Below are 17130 nucleotides of genomic sequence, written 5' to 3' on the forward strand. Positions count from 1 at the left end.
GAGCATCCTTCGAGACGCGCTCCTGCTGAGCGCTCCTCAGGATGAGGGCTCGTGTGATGACAAGGACGAGACGATGATCCCGCGCTATTCCCGCCCCGAGATGGTCGCCATCTGGGAGCCGCAGACCCGGTTCAAGATCTGGTTCGAGATCGAGGCGCATGCCACCGACAAGCTGGCCGAGCTCGGCGTCGTGCCGAAGGAGGCCGCCGCGACGATCTGGGCCAAGGCCAAGGACGCCACCTTCGACGTCGCCCGCATCGACGAGATCGAGCGCGTCACCAAGCATGACGTCATCGCCTTCCTGACGCATCTGGCCGAGATCGTCGGCCCCGAGGCGCGCTTCGTCCACCAGGGCATGACCTCCTCGGACATCCTCGACACGACGCTCTCGGTGCAGCTCGCGCGCGCCACCGACATCCTCATTGCCGATGTCGATGCGCTGCTGGCCGCCATCAAGCGCCGCGCCTTCGAGCACAAGTTCACTCCGACGATCGGCCGCTCGCACGGCATCCATGCCGAGCCGGTGACCTTCGGGCTCAAGCTCGCCCAAGCCTATGCCGAGTTCGACCGCTGCCGCGCCCGGCTCGTGGCGGCGCGTGCGGAGATCGCGACCTGCGCGATTTCGGGGGCCGTCGGCACGTTTGCCAATATCGACCCGAGCGTGGAAGCCTATGTCGCCGACAAGATGGGGCTCACCGTCGAGCCGGTCTCGACGCAGGTGATCCCGCGCGACCGGCACGCGATGTATTTCGCCACGCTGGGCGTCGTCGCGTCCAGCGTCGAGCGGCTGGCGACCGAGATCCGGCATCTGCAGCGCACCGAGGTCTATGAGGCGGAGGAGTTCTTCTCAGCTGGGCAGAAGGGTTCCTCGGCGATGCCGCACAAGCGCAACCCTGTGCTGACCGAGAACCTGACGGGCCTTGCCCGTCTCGTGCGCGGCATGGTCGTCCCCGCGCTGGAGAACGTCGCGCTCTGGCATGAGCGCGACATCTCGCATTCTAGCGTCGAGCGCATGATCGGTCCCGACGCCACCGTGACGCTGGATTTCGCGCTGGCGCGGCTGACCGGTGTGATCGACAAGCTGCTGATCTATCCGCAGAACATGCGCAAGAACCTCGACAAGCTCGGCGGCCTGCACAATTCGCAGCGCGTGCTGCTCGCGCTGACGCAGGCCGGCGCCAGCCGCGAGGAGAGCTATTCGCTCGTCCAGCGCAACGCGATGCGGACCTGGGAGCACGGCGAGGATTTCCTCACCAACCTCAAGAAGGACGCCGAGGTCACGGCCCGGCTGTCAGCCGCCGAGCTCGAGGCGATGTTCGACGAGGGCTACCATTTCAAGCATGTCGACACGATCTTCGCCCGGGTGTTCGGGGAGGGTTGATTGAGTCCCGAGCGCGCGGTCCTTACAGTTGTGACCATGCAAATGACCGTAACGGAGGCACGCAGGCGCTGGCGCGAACTGCTCGACCGGGTGGAGCGCGGCGAGACCATGGCCGTGTCGCGACGCGGCAAAATTGTCGCGACCTTCGTGCCAGAGCGGACCCCTGTGTCAGTTTCAGCGAAGCACCCTGAGCCGGAGACGGGCCGGGCCGTCTAAACACATGAAAACCTCCGACACCGACATCCTCATCGTCCCCGGCTGGTCCGGCTCCGGGCCCGATCACTGGCAGAGCCGCTGGGTCGCCAAGCTCTCGACCGCGCGGGTGGTCGAGCAGGAGGACTGGGATGCGCCGTCGCGGCTCTGGGCGGAGCGCATCGTTCAGGCGGTGCGGGCGGCGACACGGCCGGTCGTGCTGGTCGGGCATTCCTGCGGCGTCAGCGCGATCGCGCATGCGGCCGAACATCTGCACGCAGGCGAGGTGACCGGGGCCTTCCTGGTGGCGCCCGCGGCCGAGCGCGCCAAGCGCGAGCTGCCGGGCATGACGCCGGCCTTCGCCGCGCACCGCCGCGCCCTGCTGCCCTTCCGCAGCGTGCTGATCGCCAGCAGCAACGACCCCTATTGCACGCCGGAGGAGGCGCGCGAACTGGCTGACGCCTGGGGCGCGGAGTTCGTCGATGCCGGCGAGAGCGGGCATCTCAACACCGACTCCGGGCATGGCCCCTGGCCAGACGGCCTGCTGCGTTTCGCGGGCTTTCTCAGGAGCTTGACGGCGGTTCCGCAGAAACCGATTCAGGGGTAGGGGCTGCCAAGTTCGCTCCGTCATCCTGGGCGGAGCGAAGCGGAGACCGGGATCCATCACAGGGCTGGTCGTTGCCCTATGATGGATCCCGGATCTGCGCGGCTGCGCCGCCCGTCCAGGATGACGGTGTGTTTCCGAGATTTGATGCGGCCTTCCCCCAAAACAAAACCGCCCCGGCTCTCACCGGGGCGGTCTCGTTTCAGCCCGTCGGGCGATCAGCCGTCGAGATCAATTCTCGACATAGGTGATCTTGCCGTCGGCGCCCTTCTTCCAGGTGTACATGGTGTAGTCGGGGCGGGTGATGTCGCCCTTCTTGTCGAAGGCGATGTCGCCGATGACGGTCTTGACCGGGGCGCTGCCGCGCAGGGCCGCGGCGACCTTCTTGGGATCGACCGAGTTCGCGCGCTTGGCGCCTTCGGCCATGATCTGCACGGCGGCGTAGCTGTACAGGGTGTAGGCCTCGGGCTTGAAGTTCTTGGCCGCGAACTTCTTGATCACCGCGGCGGCTTCCGGGCGCTTCTGCGGATCGGGCGGGAAGGTCATCAGCGTGCCTTCGACGCCGGGGCCGCCGATCGTGGCGAACTCGTCGGTGGTGATGCCGTCGCCGGAGATCATGACCGCCTTGACGCCCTGGTCGCGCATCTGGCGCACGATCAGGCCGCCTTCGGTGTGCAGGCCGCCCCAGTAGACGAAGTCGGCGCCGACCGACTTGATCTTCGAGATCAGCGCCGAGAAGTCCTTCTCACCGGCGTTCACGCCTTCATAGAGCACGTCCTTGATGCCGGCCTTGGTCAGGCCCTTGCGGGTCTCGTCGGCGAGGCCCTGGCCATAGGTGGTCTTGTCGTGGATGACGGCGATCTTCTTGTCCTTGAAGTTCTTGGCGATGTAGGCCGCCGCGACCTCGCCCTGCTGGTCGTCGCGGCCGCAGGTGCGGAAGACGTTCCAGAGGCCGCGCTCGGTGATCTTCGGGTTGGTGGCCGAAGGCGAGATCATCAGGATGCCGTTCTCGGCATAGACTTCCGACGCCGGCATGACGACGCCGGAGTTGAAGTGGCCGACGACCCATTTGACGCCGTCGCCGACGAACTTGTTGGCGACCGAGACGCCCTGCTTGGGATCGGAGACGTCGTCGCCGACCGAGAGCACGAGCTTCTGGCCGAGGATGCCGCCGGCGGCGTTGATGTCCTCGACGGCCTGCTCCGTCCCGTTCTTGAGCTGGGCGCCGAAGGCGGCGTTGGGGCCGGTGATCGGGCCGGCGACGCCGAGCTTGATCTGGGCGTTTGCCACGCCGGAGAAGGCGAGGACCGCGCCGAGCGCGATGCTGCTCAACAGCAGTTTCTTCATGAGATGAGACTCCCCTGTATTGTCGTCATGAACGGGCGGTCATTGCTCGCCCGTCTCGGCGCGGATGTCACCGTGGCACGCAGTCTTGCGCGTTTTCCACGGTCTGTCACGCGTCAAGCTCGCCGCCTTTTCAGGCCATTTCGCCTTTGTTTTCAACGCCGGGCCGAGGCTTCCAGCCGAAGGGGCCGGTGCGCTCGAAGAGCCAGCGATACTGCGTCGTCATCTGCCTGGCGCGGTGGTAGCGCCAGCCGGCGAACGCGAAGCCCATCAGGATGACGGTGTCCACGAAGTAGTAGTGCAGCGTCAGCAGCGTCGCCTCGAACAGGGCGAAGTGGATGAAGCGCACGACCAGTCCAAGCACGAGGACGTAGAGCACCAGCTGGTAGGTCGGCTTCCAGGTCAGCGCCAGGGCGCGGCCGGTCATCCAGGCGAGCCAGCCGCCCATGACCACCGTGACCAGCAGGAAGAGCCAGACCGTCGGTTCTTCATAGAGGATGCCCTGCATGTCAGTGCCTCCCGCCTTCGAGATAGGCGGCGCGAACCTGCGGATCGGCGAGCAGGTCCTTGCCGGAACCGCTCATGGTGACGACGCCGTTGACCATGACATAGCCGCGATGGGCGAGCTTGAGCGCGTGGAAGGCATTCTGCTCGACGAGGAAGACGGTCAGCCCCTGCGTCCGGTTGAGTTCGCGGATCGCCTCGAAGATCTGCTTGACGATCAGCGGGGCGAGGCCGAGCGAGGGCTCGTCCAGCAGCAGCAGCTTCGGGCGGGCCATCAGGGCGCGGGCGATCGCCACCATCTGCTGCTCGCCGCCCGACAGCGTGCCGCCGCGCTGCTGCAGGCGCTCGCGGATGCGCGGGAAGAGGGTGCAGATCTTTTCCAGATCCTCATCGAAATGCGAGAGGTCGCGCAGTGCCGCCCCCATCTGGAGGTTCTCGAACACGGTCATGCGCGGGAAGATGCGTCTTCCCTCGGGAGATTGAGCGATACCCAGGCGCGCGATCAGATGGCTCGGCATCTTCGTGATGTCGCGGCCTTCATAGGTGATCGTGCCCTCGCGGGCCTGCGGGTTGCCGAAGATCGTCATCATCAGCGTCGACTTGCCGGCGCCGTTGGCGCCGATCAGCGTGACGATCTCGCCCTGGTGGACGTCCATGTCCACGCCCTTGAGGGCGATGATCTTGCCGTAATAGGTCTTCACGCCGCGCACGCTGAGCAGCGGCTGGCCTTGTGGCTGCGTAGCCAAAGCGGCGGGGTTCTCGGTCTGCAGGATGGCTTCGGTCACGCGATTCCGACCTCCGCTTCGGCGGCCTCGACCTCGTCGTCGTCGACGCCGAGATAGGCTGCGATCACCTTTGGATCGGCCTGGACCTCCGTCGGGGTGCCGTCGGCGATCTTGGTGCCGTAGTCGAGCACCACGACATGGTCCGAGATCTCCATCACCACCGACATGTCGTGTTCGATGAGCAGGAGCGCGGTGCCGATGTCCTGGCGGATCGAGAGCAGCAGCGTGTTGAGGTCATGGCTCTCGCGCGGGTTGAGGCCGGCCGCCGGCTCGTCGAGGCAGAGCAGGACCGGGTCGGTGCACATGGCGCGCGCGATCTCGAGGCGGCGCTGGTCGCCATAGGGCAGGTCGGCGGCGGGGTCGTCGGCGCGGTCGATCAGGTTGATCTTCTCCAGCCAGAACTTGGCCTTCTCGATCGCCTCGTTCTCGCGGGCCTTGTAGCCGCCGATGCCGAGCACGCCGAGGAAGGTATAGCCCGAGGCAATCATCAGGGGGTTGTGCTGCGCCACCAGCAGGTTCTCGAGCACGGTCATGCCGCCAAAGAGGCGGATGTTCTGGAAGGTGCGGGCGACCTTGGCCTTCCAGCTGATCTGGAAGTCCGGCATGCGCTCGAGCAGGTAACTCGCGCCGGAGTCCTGGGTGAGCGTCATCATGCCTTCGGTTGGCTTGTAGAAGCCTGTGATGCAGTTGAAGACGGTGGTCTTGCCGGCGCCGTTGGGGCCGATCAGTGCCGTGATGTCGCCCTTGCGCGCCTCGAAGGAGAGGTCGTTGACGGCGGTGAGGCCGCCGAAGCGCATGGTGACGTGCTCGACCTGGAGCAGCGGGCGGCCGTGGGCCGCGGTCGGGGCGGGAGCGGTCGCCATCAGCCGTGCCCCTCCTGGACCATGTCGGAGGAGATCGCCTTCTTCTCCTTCAGGAAGGCGGTGGGTTCGCGCGTCGAGATCAGGCCGCGCGGCTTCCAGATCATGATCAGCACCATGGCGAGGCCGAAGATCAGCATGCGGTACTTGGTCGGGTCGAAATCATTGCCGAACACCGCCTTCAGCCAGTCCAGCTCGCGCAGCAGTTCGGTGCCGCCGATCATGGCGATCGCGGCGATGGCGCAGCCCCAGAGCGAGCCCATGCCGCCGAGCACCACGATCGCCAGGATGATCGCCGATTCCATGAAGACGAAGGATTCCGGCGAGATGAACCCCTGACGAGCCGAGAAGAAGGCGCCGGCGAAGCCGCCGAACATGGCGCCGATCGAGAAGGCGGTGAGCTTGGTCGAGGTCGTGTTGATGCCGAGCGAACGGCAGGCGATCTCGTCCTCGCGCAGCGCCTCCCAGGCGCGGCCGACCGGCAGGCGGCGCAGGCGCAGCGTCACGAAGGCGGTCAGCAGAGCGAGCGCCAGGATCAGATAGTAGAGGAAGATCGTGCGGTAGAGCGGGGTGAATTCGAGCCCGAACACGGCGGCGAAGCCGTCGTCATTGGCGTTGAAGGGGATGCCGAAGAAGGTCGGACGCGGGATGCCGGAGATGCCGGCATAGCCGCCGGAGAAATCGACCCAGTTGATGAGGACGAGGCGGATGATCTCGCCGAAGGCGAGCGTCACGATCGCCAGATAGTCGCCGCGCAGGCGCAGCACGGGGAAGCCGAGCAGCATGCCCCAGAAGGCGGCAAGGATGCCCGACAGCGGCAGTAGGATCCAGAAGGACAGGCCGAAATTCTTTGCCAGCAGGGCGTAGGAATAGGCGCCGACGGCATAGAAGGCGACGTAGCCGAGATCGAGCAGGCCGGCGAGGCCGACGACGATGTTCAGCCCCCAGCCGAGCATGACGTAGATCAGGATCTGGATGCCGAAATTGTCGATCCACTTCAGCGCGCCGCCCCAGCCCGCCAGGTTGATCGCGATGATCGGGAAGGTGACGAGGAAGCCCAGGCCGAAGAGCGAGAACTTGCGCGAATGGCGCTGGAAGAAGGCGGCGGTCCCCTGCGGCAGGAAGCGCACCAGCGACTGGCGGCTCGCCTTGGTCTGCTGGCGCAGCGCGATGACGAAGCGGCCGACGAAGACGATGGCGACCGCCCAGGCGACCGCGTCCCAGCGCGGGTCCAGAACCAGGACGTTGTCCATGTTCTGGCGGGTGCCCCAGGCGATGATCGGGATGCACAGTCCGAAGGTGACGAGGGCGGCGAAGCCGGCCTCCTTGAAGGCGGCGTGCCAGTCGCGCTGCGACGCGGCGGGGGCTGCGGGTTTGGTCGCGGGCGTGGCCATGGCTTCAGACCTTCTCGACTTCGGGACGGCCGAGCAGGCCCGAGGGCATGAAGACCAGCACGATCGCCAGGATGCAGAAGGCGGCGACGTCCTTGTAGTCGATGGTGAAATAGGCCGACCACATCACCTCGATCAGCCCGATCAGCAGGCCGCCGATGACGGCGCCCGGCAGGGAGCCGATGCCGCCGAGCACGGCCGCGGTGAAGGCCTTCACCCCGGGGATGAAGCCGTCATTGAAGCTGACCACGCCGTAGAGGACGAGATACATCACGCCTGCGACGGCTGCGAGCGCCGCGCCCATGATGAAGGTGATCGAGATCGTGCGGTCGACGTCGATGCCGAGCAGCGCGGCCATCTTGCGGTCCTGCTCGCAGGCGCGCTGGGCGCGGCCGAGCGGCGTCTTCTGCACGATGTACCAGAAGGCGGCGAGCAGCAGCGCGGTCGTCACGATGATGACGATCTGCTTGTAGGAGATCTGGACCGAATAGGTCGCGCTCTCGATCAGCGTGATCGACTTGTTGAGCATCGGCGGCGTCGACTTGTTGCGCGGGCCCTGCACGACCTGGACGAAGTTCATCAGGAAGATCGACATGCCGATCGCCGAGATCAGCGGGGCGAGGCGGAAGGAGCCGCGCAAGGGGCGGTAGGCGACACGCTCGATCGCCCAGTTCCAGAGCGAGGTGAAGAACATCGCCAGCACCAGCACGACGATCAGCGCGACCACGATCAGTCCGGCCCCGAACCAGGAGGCGATCAGCATGAAGAAGATCAGCGCGATGAAGGCCGAGAGCATGAAGATGTCGCCATGGGCGAAGTTCACCATGCCGATGATACCGAAGACCATCGTGTAGCCGATGGCGATGAGGCCGTAGATCGACCCCAGGGTCAGCCCATTGATGAGCTGCTGAAGGAACACTTCCATCGGCGACGCATACCCCTCGAATCCGCTCCCGTTCTCTTGGGTCGGCATGACACCGACGCATGCGGGATGCGATCACCATGCAGAGCTACCAACGCCTTGCAGTTTGGACAATCGCGCCCGGCCATAAAACTGTCAAAAGCAATCTGCGGCCGAATGCCTCGCAATTGGGCAGCAGCCTGTGCGGCGGCGCGGGGATTTCACGCAAGATGATTGTGTCTGGGGCAACGCCGTGGTGCGGGCGTCGGCCGTTGAGCCGGCGCCGAGACCCGTGCCGCGGGATCAAAAGCGGGCGGCAAAAGGCGCCGCCCGGCCGTGTCAGGCGCGATCCGTCACCAGGAATCCGTGGGCGAGCGGGTCGCGATCGTCGATGAAGATCGTGTTGTAGCCGGTCATGCGGGCCCAGCCCTCGATCGAGGGGATGATGCCCTCGAAGGGGCCGACCTGCGCGGTGGCTTCGACCCGCCCGCGGAACATCGTGCCGATGATGCTCTCATGGACGAAGTCGTCGCCGACCTGGAGCTTTCCCTGCGCCGCCCATTGCGCCATGCGCGATGAGGTGCCGGTGCCGCAGGGCGAGCGGTCGATCGCCTTGTCGCCGTAGAACACGGCGTTGCGGGCATGGGCCTCGGGCTTGGTCGGCGCGCCGGTCCAGAGGATGTGGGAGAGCCCGTTGATCGCCGGGTTCTCGGGGTGGACGAATTCGTACTTCGCGTTCAGCGCGGCGCGCAGCTTCGGGCTCCAGCGCTGGATGTCGGACGGGTTGATGTCGGCAATGTCGCGGAAGGCGTCCTGCGGATCGATGATCGCGTAGAAATTGCCGCCATAGGCGACATCGACCGTGACCTCGCCGAGTTCCTCGATCTCGGCCGAGAGCCCGGTGGCGTGGAGATAGGAGGCGATGTTGGTGATGCGGACATTGTCGACATAGTCGCCATTGCGGGTGTAGCGCGCCGTCACCAGCCCGGCCGGGGTGTCGATCTTCAGCACGCCCTCCTCGCGTGGTGTGACGAGCCCGCGTTCCAGCGCCATCGTCACCGTGCCGATGGTGCCGTGGCCGCACATCGGCAGGCAGCCCGAGGTCTCGATGAAGAGGAAGGCGATGTCGGCGTCGTCGCGCGTCGGCGGATAGAGGATCGAGCCCGACATGACGTCGTGGCCGCGCGGCTCGAACATCAGGCCGGTGCGGATCCAGTCATACTCCGCCAGGAAATGCGCCCGCTTCTCGACCATGTTGGCGCCCTTGAGCGGCGGGGCGCCGCCCGCGACCATGCGCACCGGGTTGCCGCAGGTGTGGCCGTCGACACAGAAAAAAGTGTGGGTGCTCATCGGCTTGGCTCGGTCGGTTGGCGGATGGATTCAGAAGCGCCGCGGGCTGAAGGGGGCGAGGTTGAGCGGTGTCTGGCGACCTGCGACCAGCGCGGCGACGCAGTCGGCGGTGACGGTGGCCTGCGTCATGCCGTAATGGCCGTGGCCGAAGGCATAGACGACATGCGGGTTGCGGCTGGCGGCGCCGATCACCGGCAGCGAGTTGGGCATGGAGGGCCTGAAACCCATCCAGAGCGTGCCGGTCTCGAAGGCCGGGAGGCCGTCCACGAAACGGCTCGCCTTGTCGTAGAGGATTTTCGTGCGCGCGTGGTTGGGGGCCGCCTCCAGCCCGCCGAACTCGACCGCGCCGCCGATGCGCAGGCCGCTCTCCAGCGGCGTCATGACGAAGCCGTGGCCCTCGAAGCCGATCGGACGCGTCGTCAGCCCGGTCACGCCCGGGAAGCTGACATTGTAGCCGCGTTCGGTGTCGAGCGGCACCTTGTCGCCGAGCGCCGTCGCCAGCGGCTTCGACCAGGCCCCGGCGGCGACGATCGCCCGGTCGACGACGCGCTGGAAGCCGTCGGCGCCGATCAGGGCGGGGCGTTCGCCGGTCGAGATGGTGGTGATCTGCGCCTTCTCGAAGGTGGCGCCGCGCGCAAGGGCCGTCTCGAACAGCGCCAGCGTCAGGGCGAGGGGATCTCTGATATGGGCGGTGTCGGGGTGGAAAGCGGCACCGACGAAGGCGTCCTTCAGGGCCGGCTCGAACTGGCGCAGCTCCTCGGGGCCGACCATCTCGACCCGGATGCCGAACTCCGCCTGGCGCCGGGCGACTCCCGCCGCCTCCTCGAAAGCGCCTCGGTCGGTGAAGGCGTAGAGACCGCCCTTGTGGTGGATATGCGGCTCGAGCCCGGCCCGTTTCGCCCGCGCCGTCCAGGCCGGAAGCGCGCGCTGCTGCAGCGCGCCGATGCCCTGGATCGACTTCTCATAGGCCTCCGGCCGCGCTGCGAGCACGAAGCGCAGCAGCCAGGGCAGGAGCTTGGGGAAATAGGCGGGGCGGATCGCCAGTGGCCCCAGCGGATCGAGCAGGAATTTGGGCACCTGCCTCAGAATCCTGGGGCTGGCGATCGGCAGGATGTCGGTATGGGCCATCCAGCCGGCATTGCCGCGCGAGGGACCGAAGCCCGCCCCCTCCTTGTCGAGAATCAGGACCTCATGCCCTTCATCCAGTAGGGCGTGGGCGATGGCGCAGCCGACGATGCCGGCTCCGACGATGGCGATCTTCATGGCTGGCTCGTCATGGCAGCGACAGTTCCGCGAGCGCGCCCGGCCGCTTCACCTCGATCTCGACGAAGGCGATCGGGTGGTCCGAGGCATTCATGACGTCGTGTTCGATCCCGGCGGGGCGCATATAGGCCTGGCCTTCGGCGAGGGGAACGTCGGTGGTCTTGGTGCCGTCATGGATGCGCAGCGTGCCGGCGACCAGCATCACGACGAAATACGGCCAGCCATGGCTGTGCCAGCCGGTGACGGCGCCGGGCTCGAAATCCCAGCGGGTGATGCGAAGGGTCTCGTCGTCCTGCTGGACCGTCGGGGAGGCGGGAATCGTGCAGGTGAAGGCCATCACACTCTCCGCTGCGGCCGGGGCCTCGACGGGCGCGGCCACGCCCTTGACGGTTCCGTTCTGCATCGGTCTTCAGCGCAGGTCGAGGGCCTTTGCGCGCCGCCTTGCCCGCGGGGCGCCTTTCGGCAGAATGCGACTTGCGCGAGAGCCTGTTTCGCCTGCAGATTGCATGGTGGCACTGATGCGCGGCGACTCAATTGATATATCAAGGGTTCGCGGTGCGTCAATCCGGATGGGTGCGCTGGGAGAGGCCGGATGAGCCTGAGATCCGTCTTGGAAGCCGATGCCTATGACGATCACGTGGCCGCGCCCCAGCCGGCCCTCAGCCTGACCGAGATCGCCTATCGGCGGCTGGAGGAGGCGATCGTGACCCTCTCCCTGCGGCCGGGTGCGGTCCTGACCGAAGCGCAACTGATCGACATGGTCGGCGTCGGGCGCACACCGGTGCGCGAGGCCCTGATCCGCCTGGCGCAGCAGGGGCTGGTCGAGGTCCTGCCGCGCAAGGGCGTCGTCGTGGCCGGCATCAACGCCATCGACATCATGGCGGCGCTCGATGCGCGCGAGGTGCTGGAGCGTCTGATCGCCGGCGATGCGGCGCGGCGGGCCAGCCCCCGCGAGCGCATCGCCATCGTCGAGAAGGCGAGGGCGATGCGTGCCGCCGCGCTCGAGGGCGACGCCAACGCCTATATGCGGCTCGACAAGGAGCTCGACGCGGAGGTTGCCGCCGCGGCCCGCAGCCCCTATGCGACGCGCGCAGTGGAGCCGCTGCAGGCCCTGATCCGGCGGGCGTGGTATCATTTCGAGCGGCGCGACGACCTGCTGCCGGCGGCGGGCCACCATGTCGCCTTCGCGCAGGCCCTGGCGACGGCCGATCCGGCGGCGGCGATGGTCGCGAGCGACGCGCTGATGGCTCATCTGCGCAGCGGGCTGCTGGCGACGCTCGAGCGCGACTGAAAGCCAGCGAAGGCGCAGCAGACCCCTTGATATATGTTTCGCTGCCGGCCCGCCGCGCCTGCGCGCCCGCGTCGCGGGCCGCCCAAACTGGCAATCCCGGGCGCGAGGCTCTACATGTCGAGCGTTCCGCCCGTGTAGGGCCTGCCGGATTCCGATGACCGAAGCGCTCCATCCCTTGCCGCGGGCGATCCCCGAGGCCGTATCTTTCCGCGATGCGATGTCGCGTGTCGCCAGCGCCGTCCACGTCGTCACGACCCGGGGGCCGGAGGGCCGTGCCGGGCTGACCGCGACCGCCGTCGCCTCCGTCTCGGATTCGCCGCCGACGGTGCTGGTCTGCATCGCGCGGCCGAGCCGGACGCTGGCCGTGATCGAGGCCGCTGGACTGTTCTGCATCAACACCCTGCCGGGCGATGCGCTCGACCTGGCCGAGATCTTCGCCAGCCGGCGCGGGATCGAGGGCGAGGCGCGCTTCGCCAGCCGCGACTGGCGGGCGCTCGTCACCGGTGCACCGGTCCTGTCGGATGCGGTGGCGGCCTTCGACTGCCGGCTCACCGCGATCCAGGATGTCGCGACGCATCGGATCCTGATCGGGGAGGTGGTGGGCTTGGGCGGCGCGGCGGCGGCGCCCGGCAGCAGCCTGATCTATCGGCAGCGCAGCTTTCAGGCGGTCTAGCGCCGAGGGAAACGCTGCCGCGAGAGTTCTGGGGTCTGTTTCCCGTCATTGCGAGCGCAGCGAAGCAATCCAGGGGTCGTCGAGCACGGGGGCTCTGGACTGCTTCGCTGCGCTCGCAATGACGATGGGGCTCCGTGGCCTCTGCCGCTCACCCCTTCGCGGCCTCCGCCTCGATCTCGGCGAAGACGCTTGCGGCTTCCTTGAAGGCGTGGTTGGCGGCCGGCACGCCGGCATAGATCGCCGTCTGCATCAGCACCTCCTTGATGTCGTCACGGGTGAGCCCATTGTTCAGCGCGCCGCGGACATGGATGCGGAACTCGCCCCAGGCGCCGAGCGAGGCGGCGATCGCCAGCACGATGATCGAGCGCTCGCGCCGGGGCAGGCCCGGCCGGTTCCAGATGTCGTTCCAAGCGGTGCGGGTGATGAACTCCTGCCATTCGCCGTTGAAGTCGGTCAGGCCGGAACTGGCCTTGTCGACGTAAGCCGCGCCGAGCACGGCGCGGCGCGTGGTCATGCCCTCGGCGTAGCGGGTCTCGTCGTCCATGGGCGGCTCCTTGAGGCAGGGTTCGAGGATGGTTGCGATCCTGCGCCGTCATTCCGGACGGAGCGAAGCGGAGCTCCGGAATGACGGCGCAGATGATGTGCGCCTTTGACAACGTTGAGGGGGGCGTCAGCCCGTCAGGAAATCCTGCACGGCCTTTGTGAACGCTTCCGGCTGTTCGAGATTGGAGAGATGCGCGGCGTCGAGCTCAACCGTGCGGGCACCGGGGATGGCCTGCGCGATCAGGTGGCCGGCCGCCGGCGGTGTCGCCGGGTCGACCGTGCCGATGACGACGAGGACGGGATTGGTGACGCTTCGGATCGTCTCGCGCTGGTCCATGTCGCGGATCGCGGCGCAGCAGGTGGCGTAGCCGATCGCCGGCGTCGTGGTCAGCATCGTGCCGACCCGCGCGACGGTCGCGGCCTCGGTCTCGCGGAAGCGCGGGCTGAACCAGCGTGCGAGCACGCCCTCGACCAGGGCCTCCATCCCCTGGCCGCGCGCTGTCGCGATCCGGTCGTCCCAGAGCGAGGACGGGCCCATATGGGCGGCGGTGTTGGCGAGCACGAGGCGGCCCATCCGCTCGCGGGCATTCGTCGCGAGCCATTGGCCGACCATGCCGCCCTTCGAGACGCCGCACCAATGCGCCCGCTCGATGCCGAAATGGTCGAGGATCGCAAGCGCGTCGCGGCCCAGCCGGTCGATCCCGAAGGACGTGTCGGTTGCGACGGAAAGGCCATGCCCGCGCGAATCGTAGCGCAGCACGCGGAAGCGCTTCGACCACTCGGGAATCTGCGGGTCCCACATCGAGAGATTGGTGCCGAGCGAATTCGACAGCATCAGCACGGGCGCGTCGGCCGGCCCGTCGAAGCGGATGTTGAAGGGTTCGCCCGCTAGGGTTTCGATCGGCATCGGAATGGTGTCCCTGGTCTCGTGAGCGGGGTTACTGAACGGAGATGGTGCCGTCGGCGGCGATGGCGACGCTGCGGCCGGCGAGTGGCACCTGATCGGGTGCGGCCAGGCGCAGGGCCGGCGGCGTCGTCCAGCCCATCTCGCGCGCGACCACGAGCCCGAGCAGCAGGATGGCGTCAGGCGCGTCCATCAGGATCGCGGCGGGCGCCTTGCCGGCATGGACCAGTTCGAGCAGCACGGCCGAGGCGGAGGAGGAGCCGATCGTGCCCGGCAGGGCCAGGATCGTGCCCGCGACGCTCAGCCCGCACTGGGGATGGCGCTGGTCGATGATCGTGCCCGAGCGCGGATCGACGCCGCCCCAGAAGCTGATCGGGGCGGTCAGAGCGAGGCAGGGGCCGGCGGTGGCCTGGCCCGGCAGCAGGATCTGCGTGGTCAGGCCCATGCCCGTTCCTCCCTGACGAGGCGGCCGGCCACCGCGCTCTCGACGCATTCGCCGAGCGAACCATAGGTGACGGCATAGCCGGTGGTGCCCGGGGCGTAATGGGCGAATTTGCCGGAATTCGTCATCAGCACGGCGCCGTCGATCTCGGGCAGGATCGGCGTGACGACGACGCAGGTGTCGACGACGAAGACCACACCGGCCTGCTCCAGCGCGGCGCGGCGGCCTTGCGCCTCCAGCGGCTTCAGCACATGGCGGCCGGTGTTGGCGTAGAGGGGGGCGGCGAGCCTTCGGCCGGCGAGCCTGTGCTCGATCTCGTCGATCTCCGGCAGCGACAGATGCGGCGAACCGACCGCCACCGCGTCGATGCGCTCGGTCTGGCCGGCCGTCGAGAGGCCCGCCAGCGCCTTCTGCACGATCGCGGGCGTCAGGACGAGCGTCTCGCGCGGCGGCAGCCCGCCGAGCGCGGTCGCGGCGTCGGGCGCCTCCGGCGTCACGCCCGCGACATGGAACAGCCCGACGCCGCCGGCCGAGGCGGAGGCTGCGCCGAGCGCCTTGAGCCGGTCTTCCGTGGTGCAGCCCTGCAGGCCGTCGATGACGGCGATCGCGGTGCCGGCGGTGCGGCCGAGCAGGGTGCCGAGCACGGGGTAGAACACATCCGAGGCGCGTAATTCGTGGCTCAGGCCGGTGGCGTCGATCAGCAGCGTCGCGATGCGGTTCTCTGGGCGGTGCAGCCCGTAATCGGGGGCGACGCCGGCGATGGCGCAGGCGATGTCGAGGAAATCGCCATAGCGGTTGGTGCGGGCGCCGAGCACGGAGTTGCAGAAGACCACCGCGTTGGACTCGCCCCAGGCGACGTCCGTGCCCTTGGCCGGGCGGTGGCCGGCCTGGTAGGGCGCGCAGGTCCAGGACGGCTCGCAGCCCATCGCCTCATAGGCGCGCATCATGCGGGCGGCCATGTCGCGCTCATGCGGCGGCAGCCGGATCGCGGCGCAGCCGGCGGGTGCCAGCGCACCGACATTCAGGGTCGCGCGGATGGCGACCCGGGCGCCGCCCTCGACCAGGCGCTCGGCGAAGAGCGTGCCGGAATCGCCGTGATAGAGCGCCCCGTCGATATGGGCCGACGCCACCGGGATGAGCCGCGGCGCGCCCATCAGCCGGGCGGCCTCCGCGACAATGCGCAGCGCCATGGCGGCGCCGTCCGTGCCGGCCGCGATGGCGCGCTGCTGCGGGGTCAGTTCAAGCATGGGTGGCCATGAATTCGTGCTCGCGTTCGTAACGATCGAGGATGCGGTCAATGATCGCGTCGCTGGCGCCGCGATAGGTCGTGGGATCGAACAGAGCGGCCAGTGCCTCGGCGGTCAGATGCTCGGTGACGGCCGGCATGGCGGCCAGCACATCGCGCAGATGCCGATTCTGCGCGACACAGGCCCGGCTCGCCTCGTCCAGGAGGTGGTGCGCCTGCGCCTTGCCCAGCGTCGCGGCCAGCGCCAGCGAGACCCGCTCCGACATCACGAGACCCTGGGTCAGGTCGATATGGGCGCGCATGCGCTCCGGGAAGACCTGAAGTCCCTCGATCAACGTGATCGTCCGGGCCAGCGCGGACCCCGCGACCTTGAAGAGCTCGGGAAGCGTCGGCCACTCGACATGCCAGCCGCCGAGCGCGCGCTCATGCTCGTGCGGCAGCGCCGACAGCATGGTGGCGACGAGGCCGGGCGCGCGCTGGGCCGCTGCGAGGATCAGGGTGCAGAGCACCGGATTGCGTTTGTGCGGCATGGCGGAGGAGCCGCCCTTGCCGGGCGCTTCGGGCTCGGCGACTTCGCCGATCTCGGTCTGCGCCATCAATCCGACATCGCGGGCGATCTTGCCGAGATTGCCGGTGAGGATGCCCAGTTCGGCCGCCAGGCGGGCGATGCGGTGACGTTGCGCATGCCAGGGGGTGAGCGAGGGTTCTGCGCCGCGCGTCAGCGCGACAAACCGCGCGTGAACGCGGTCACCGTCGTCGCCGAGCGCGGCCAGTGTGCCGGCGGCGCCGGCCAACTGGACGATCGGCGCGGCCAGCATGTCGTGCAGCACGTGCCGGCTCTCCAGCAACGGGTCCAGCCACAGCGCGGTCTTGACGCCGAAGGTGATCGGGACCGCCTGTTGCAGGAAGGTGCGGCCGATCATGGGCGTCGCGCGATGCGCCTCCGCCAAGGCCCGCATCGCCTGAACCAAGCGACCAAGCCGCAGATCGATGAGCCTCAACCCGCAGCCGAGGACGTGGACATGGCCGGAATCGATCACATCCTGGCTGGTCGCGCCGAAATGAACCCATTTGGCCTGTTCCGGGGCGACCGCGGCAACGCGTGCGGTCAGCGCCTTCACCAACGGGATCGCGGGATTGCCGGCCAGCGTCGCGGCCCGCCCGATCTCGGCGATGTCGTAGAGGTCGGGGTCGCATTGCGCGGTGACGAGATCCGCCGTGCCTGGCGGCGCGATCGATTCGGCTTCCAACGCGCTCGCGAGCATGGCCTCGAAGCCAAGCATGCCATGCAGGAGCGCCCGATCGCTCATCGCCGAAGCCATCTCGCCATCGACGAAGAGTTCGCCGAAGAGGCCCGAGGGGCTGCCGGTCATGGTGAAGCGCGCGCCATGCAGCGGTCGGGTCCGGTGGTCACACGTCATCCCCTCGTACAGGTCGCCCTTGTGCCGGCCGGCGC

At 67.9% G+C, this 17130-nt stretch carries 18 protein-coding genes and 1 pseudogene; 5 read left to right on the forward strand and 14 right to left on the reverse strand.

The window, feature by feature from the left end:
• Positions 1-73: 73 nt before the first annotated feature.
• From purB to SJY11_RS11945, 3 genes are read left to right on the forward strand one after another with little or no spacing between them, the layout of a single operon-like run.
• Entirely contained in the window at positions 74-1381 is a 1308-nt protein-coding gene (purB, locus tag SJY11_RS11935; RefSeq protein ID WP_376986833.1) for an adenylosuccinate lyase, read from the forward strand.
• Positions 1382-1423: 42 nt separating this feature from the next.
• Positions 1424-1597 carry a type II toxin-antitoxin system Phd/YefM family antitoxin gene (locus SJY11_RS11940; protein WP_376986834.1) on the forward strand — a complete coding sequence of 58 codons (174 nt, stop codon included), beginning with the start codon at positions 1424-1426 and terminating at the stop codon, positions 1595-1597.
• Between the two features lie 4 nt (positions 1598-1601).
• The gene (locus tag SJY11_RS11945) at positions 1602-2180 is read left to right on the forward strand and encodes an RBBP9/YdeN family alpha/beta hydrolase (RefSeq protein WP_376986835.1); all 579 of its coding nucleotides are present in this window, start codon (positions 1602-1604) and stop codon (positions 2178-2180) included.
• A gap of 228 nt (positions 2181-2408) precedes the next feature.
• On the opposite strand, the gene SJY11_RS11950 is transcribed toward SJY11_RS11945, so the two are convergent.
• The 9 genes and pseudogenes from SJY11_RS11950 to SJY11_RS11990 form a co-directional block, all read right to left on the reverse strand.
• Entirely contained in the window at positions 2409-3524 is a 1116-nt protein-coding gene (locus tag SJY11_RS11950) for a branched-chain amino acid ABC transporter substrate-binding protein (RefSeq protein ID WP_376986837.1), read from the reverse strand.
• A gap of 130 nt (positions 3525-3654) precedes the next feature.
• Complete coding sequence (locus SJY11_RS11955; RefSeq protein WP_376986839.1) at positions 3655-4029, reverse strand: DUF6867 family protein; 375 nt, start codon at positions 4027-4029, stop codon at positions 3655-3657.
• A 1-nt stretch (position 4030) separates the two neighbouring features.
• On the reverse strand, positions 4031-4798 hold the full coding sequence (locus SJY11_RS11960; RefSeq protein ID WP_376989313.1) for an ABC transporter ATP-binding protein: 768 nt from the start codon (positions 4796-4798) through the stop codon (positions 4031-4033).
• Between the two features lie 41 nt (positions 4799-4839).
• A pseudogene (locus SJY11_RS11965) lies at positions 4840-5673 on the reverse strand (ABC transporter ATP-binding protein); the annotation flags it as partial.
• Positions 5673-7064 (reverse strand): high-affinity branched-chain amino acid ABC transporter permease LivM, encoded by a 1392-nt coding sequence (livM, locus tag SJY11_RS11970; protein WP_376986840.1) that lies wholly within the window; start codon positions 7062-7064, stop codon positions 5673-5675. The gene livM and the pseudogene SJY11_RS11965, both read right to left, overlap by 1 nt.
• 4 nt (positions 7065-7068) lie before the next feature.
• The gene (locus tag SJY11_RS11975; protein ID WP_376986841.1) at positions 7069-7986 is read right to left on the reverse strand and encodes a branched-chain amino acid ABC transporter permease; all 918 of its coding nucleotides are present in this window, start codon (positions 7984-7986) and stop codon (positions 7069-7071) included.
• Between the two features lie 315 nt (positions 7987-8301).
• Positions 8302-9312: a 4-hydroxyproline epimerase gene (locus SJY11_RS11980; protein WP_376986842.1), complete on the reverse strand. Its 1011-nt coding sequence runs from the start codon at positions 9310-9312 to the stop codon at positions 8302-8304.
• Positions 9313-9342: 30 nt separating this feature from the next.
• The gene (locus SJY11_RS11985; protein WP_376986843.1) at positions 9343-10575 is read right to left on the reverse strand and encodes an NAD(P)/FAD-dependent oxidoreductase; all 1233 of its coding nucleotides are present in this window, start codon (positions 10573-10575) and stop codon (positions 9343-9345) included.
• A gap of 10 nt (positions 10576-10585) precedes the next feature.
• On the reverse strand, positions 10586-10912 hold the full coding sequence (locus tag SJY11_RS11990) for a cupin domain-containing protein (protein ID WP_326909545.1): 327 nt from the start codon (positions 10910-10912) through the stop codon (positions 10586-10588).
• Positions 10913-11167: 255 nt separating this feature from the next.
• Between SJY11_RS11990 and SJY11_RS11995 the strand changes: the two genes are divergently transcribed.
• Both SJY11_RS11995 and SJY11_RS12000 read left to right on the forward strand, forming a co-directional pair.
• Positions 11168-11866, forward strand: a complete 699-nt coding sequence (locus SJY11_RS11995; protein ID WP_326909481.1) for a GntR family transcriptional regulator — start codon at positions 11168-11170, stop codon at positions 11864-11866.
• Positions 11867-12020: 154 nt separating this feature from the next.
• Positions 12021-12539: a flavin reductase family protein gene (locus SJY11_RS12000; RefSeq protein WP_376986846.1), complete on the forward strand. Its 519-nt coding sequence runs from the start codon at positions 12021-12023 to the stop codon at positions 12537-12539.
• Between the two features lie 148 nt (positions 12540-12687).
• Here SJY11_RS12000 and pcaC read toward each other — a convergent pair whose 3' ends face one another.
• From pcaC to pcaB, 5 genes are all read right to left on the reverse strand, one after another.
• Entirely contained in the window at positions 12688-13083 is a 396-nt protein-coding gene (gene pcaC / locus SJY11_RS12005; protein ID WP_376986847.1) for a 4-carboxymuconolactone decarboxylase, read from the reverse strand.
• Between the two features lie 126 nt (positions 13084-13209).
• Positions 13210-13989 carry a 3-oxoadipate enol-lactonase gene (gene pcaD, locus SJY11_RS12010; RefSeq protein WP_376986848.1) on the reverse strand — a complete coding sequence of 260 codons (780 nt, stop codon included), beginning with the start codon at positions 13987-13989 and terminating at the stop codon, positions 13210-13212.
• Positions 13990-14020: 31 nt separating this feature from the next.
• Complete coding sequence (locus tag SJY11_RS12015) at positions 14021-14431, reverse strand: aconitase X swivel domain-containing protein (RefSeq protein ID WP_376986849.1); 411 nt, start codon at positions 14429-14431, stop codon at positions 14021-14023.
• Complete coding sequence (locus SJY11_RS12020; protein ID WP_376986850.1) at positions 14422-15675, reverse strand: aconitase X; 1254 nt, start codon at positions 15673-15675, stop codon at positions 14422-14424. The genes SJY11_RS12015 and SJY11_RS12020 overlap by 10 nt, the downstream gene beginning before the upstream one ends.
• A complete protein-coding gene (gene pcaB / locus SJY11_RS12025; RefSeq protein ID WP_376986851.1) occupies positions 15668-17095 on the reverse strand; it encodes a 3-carboxy-cis,cis-muconate cycloisomerase in 1428 nt (475 codons plus the stop codon). Before pcaB ends, SJY11_RS12020 begins: the two co-directional genes overlap by 8 nt.
• Between the last annotated feature and the right edge of the window lie 35 nt (positions 17096-17130).

It is taken from the genome of Allobosea sp. R86505 (assembly GCF_042466375.1).
Classification (GTDB): Bacteria; Pseudomonadota; Alphaproteobacteria; order Rhizobiales; family Beijerinckiaceae; genus Allobosea.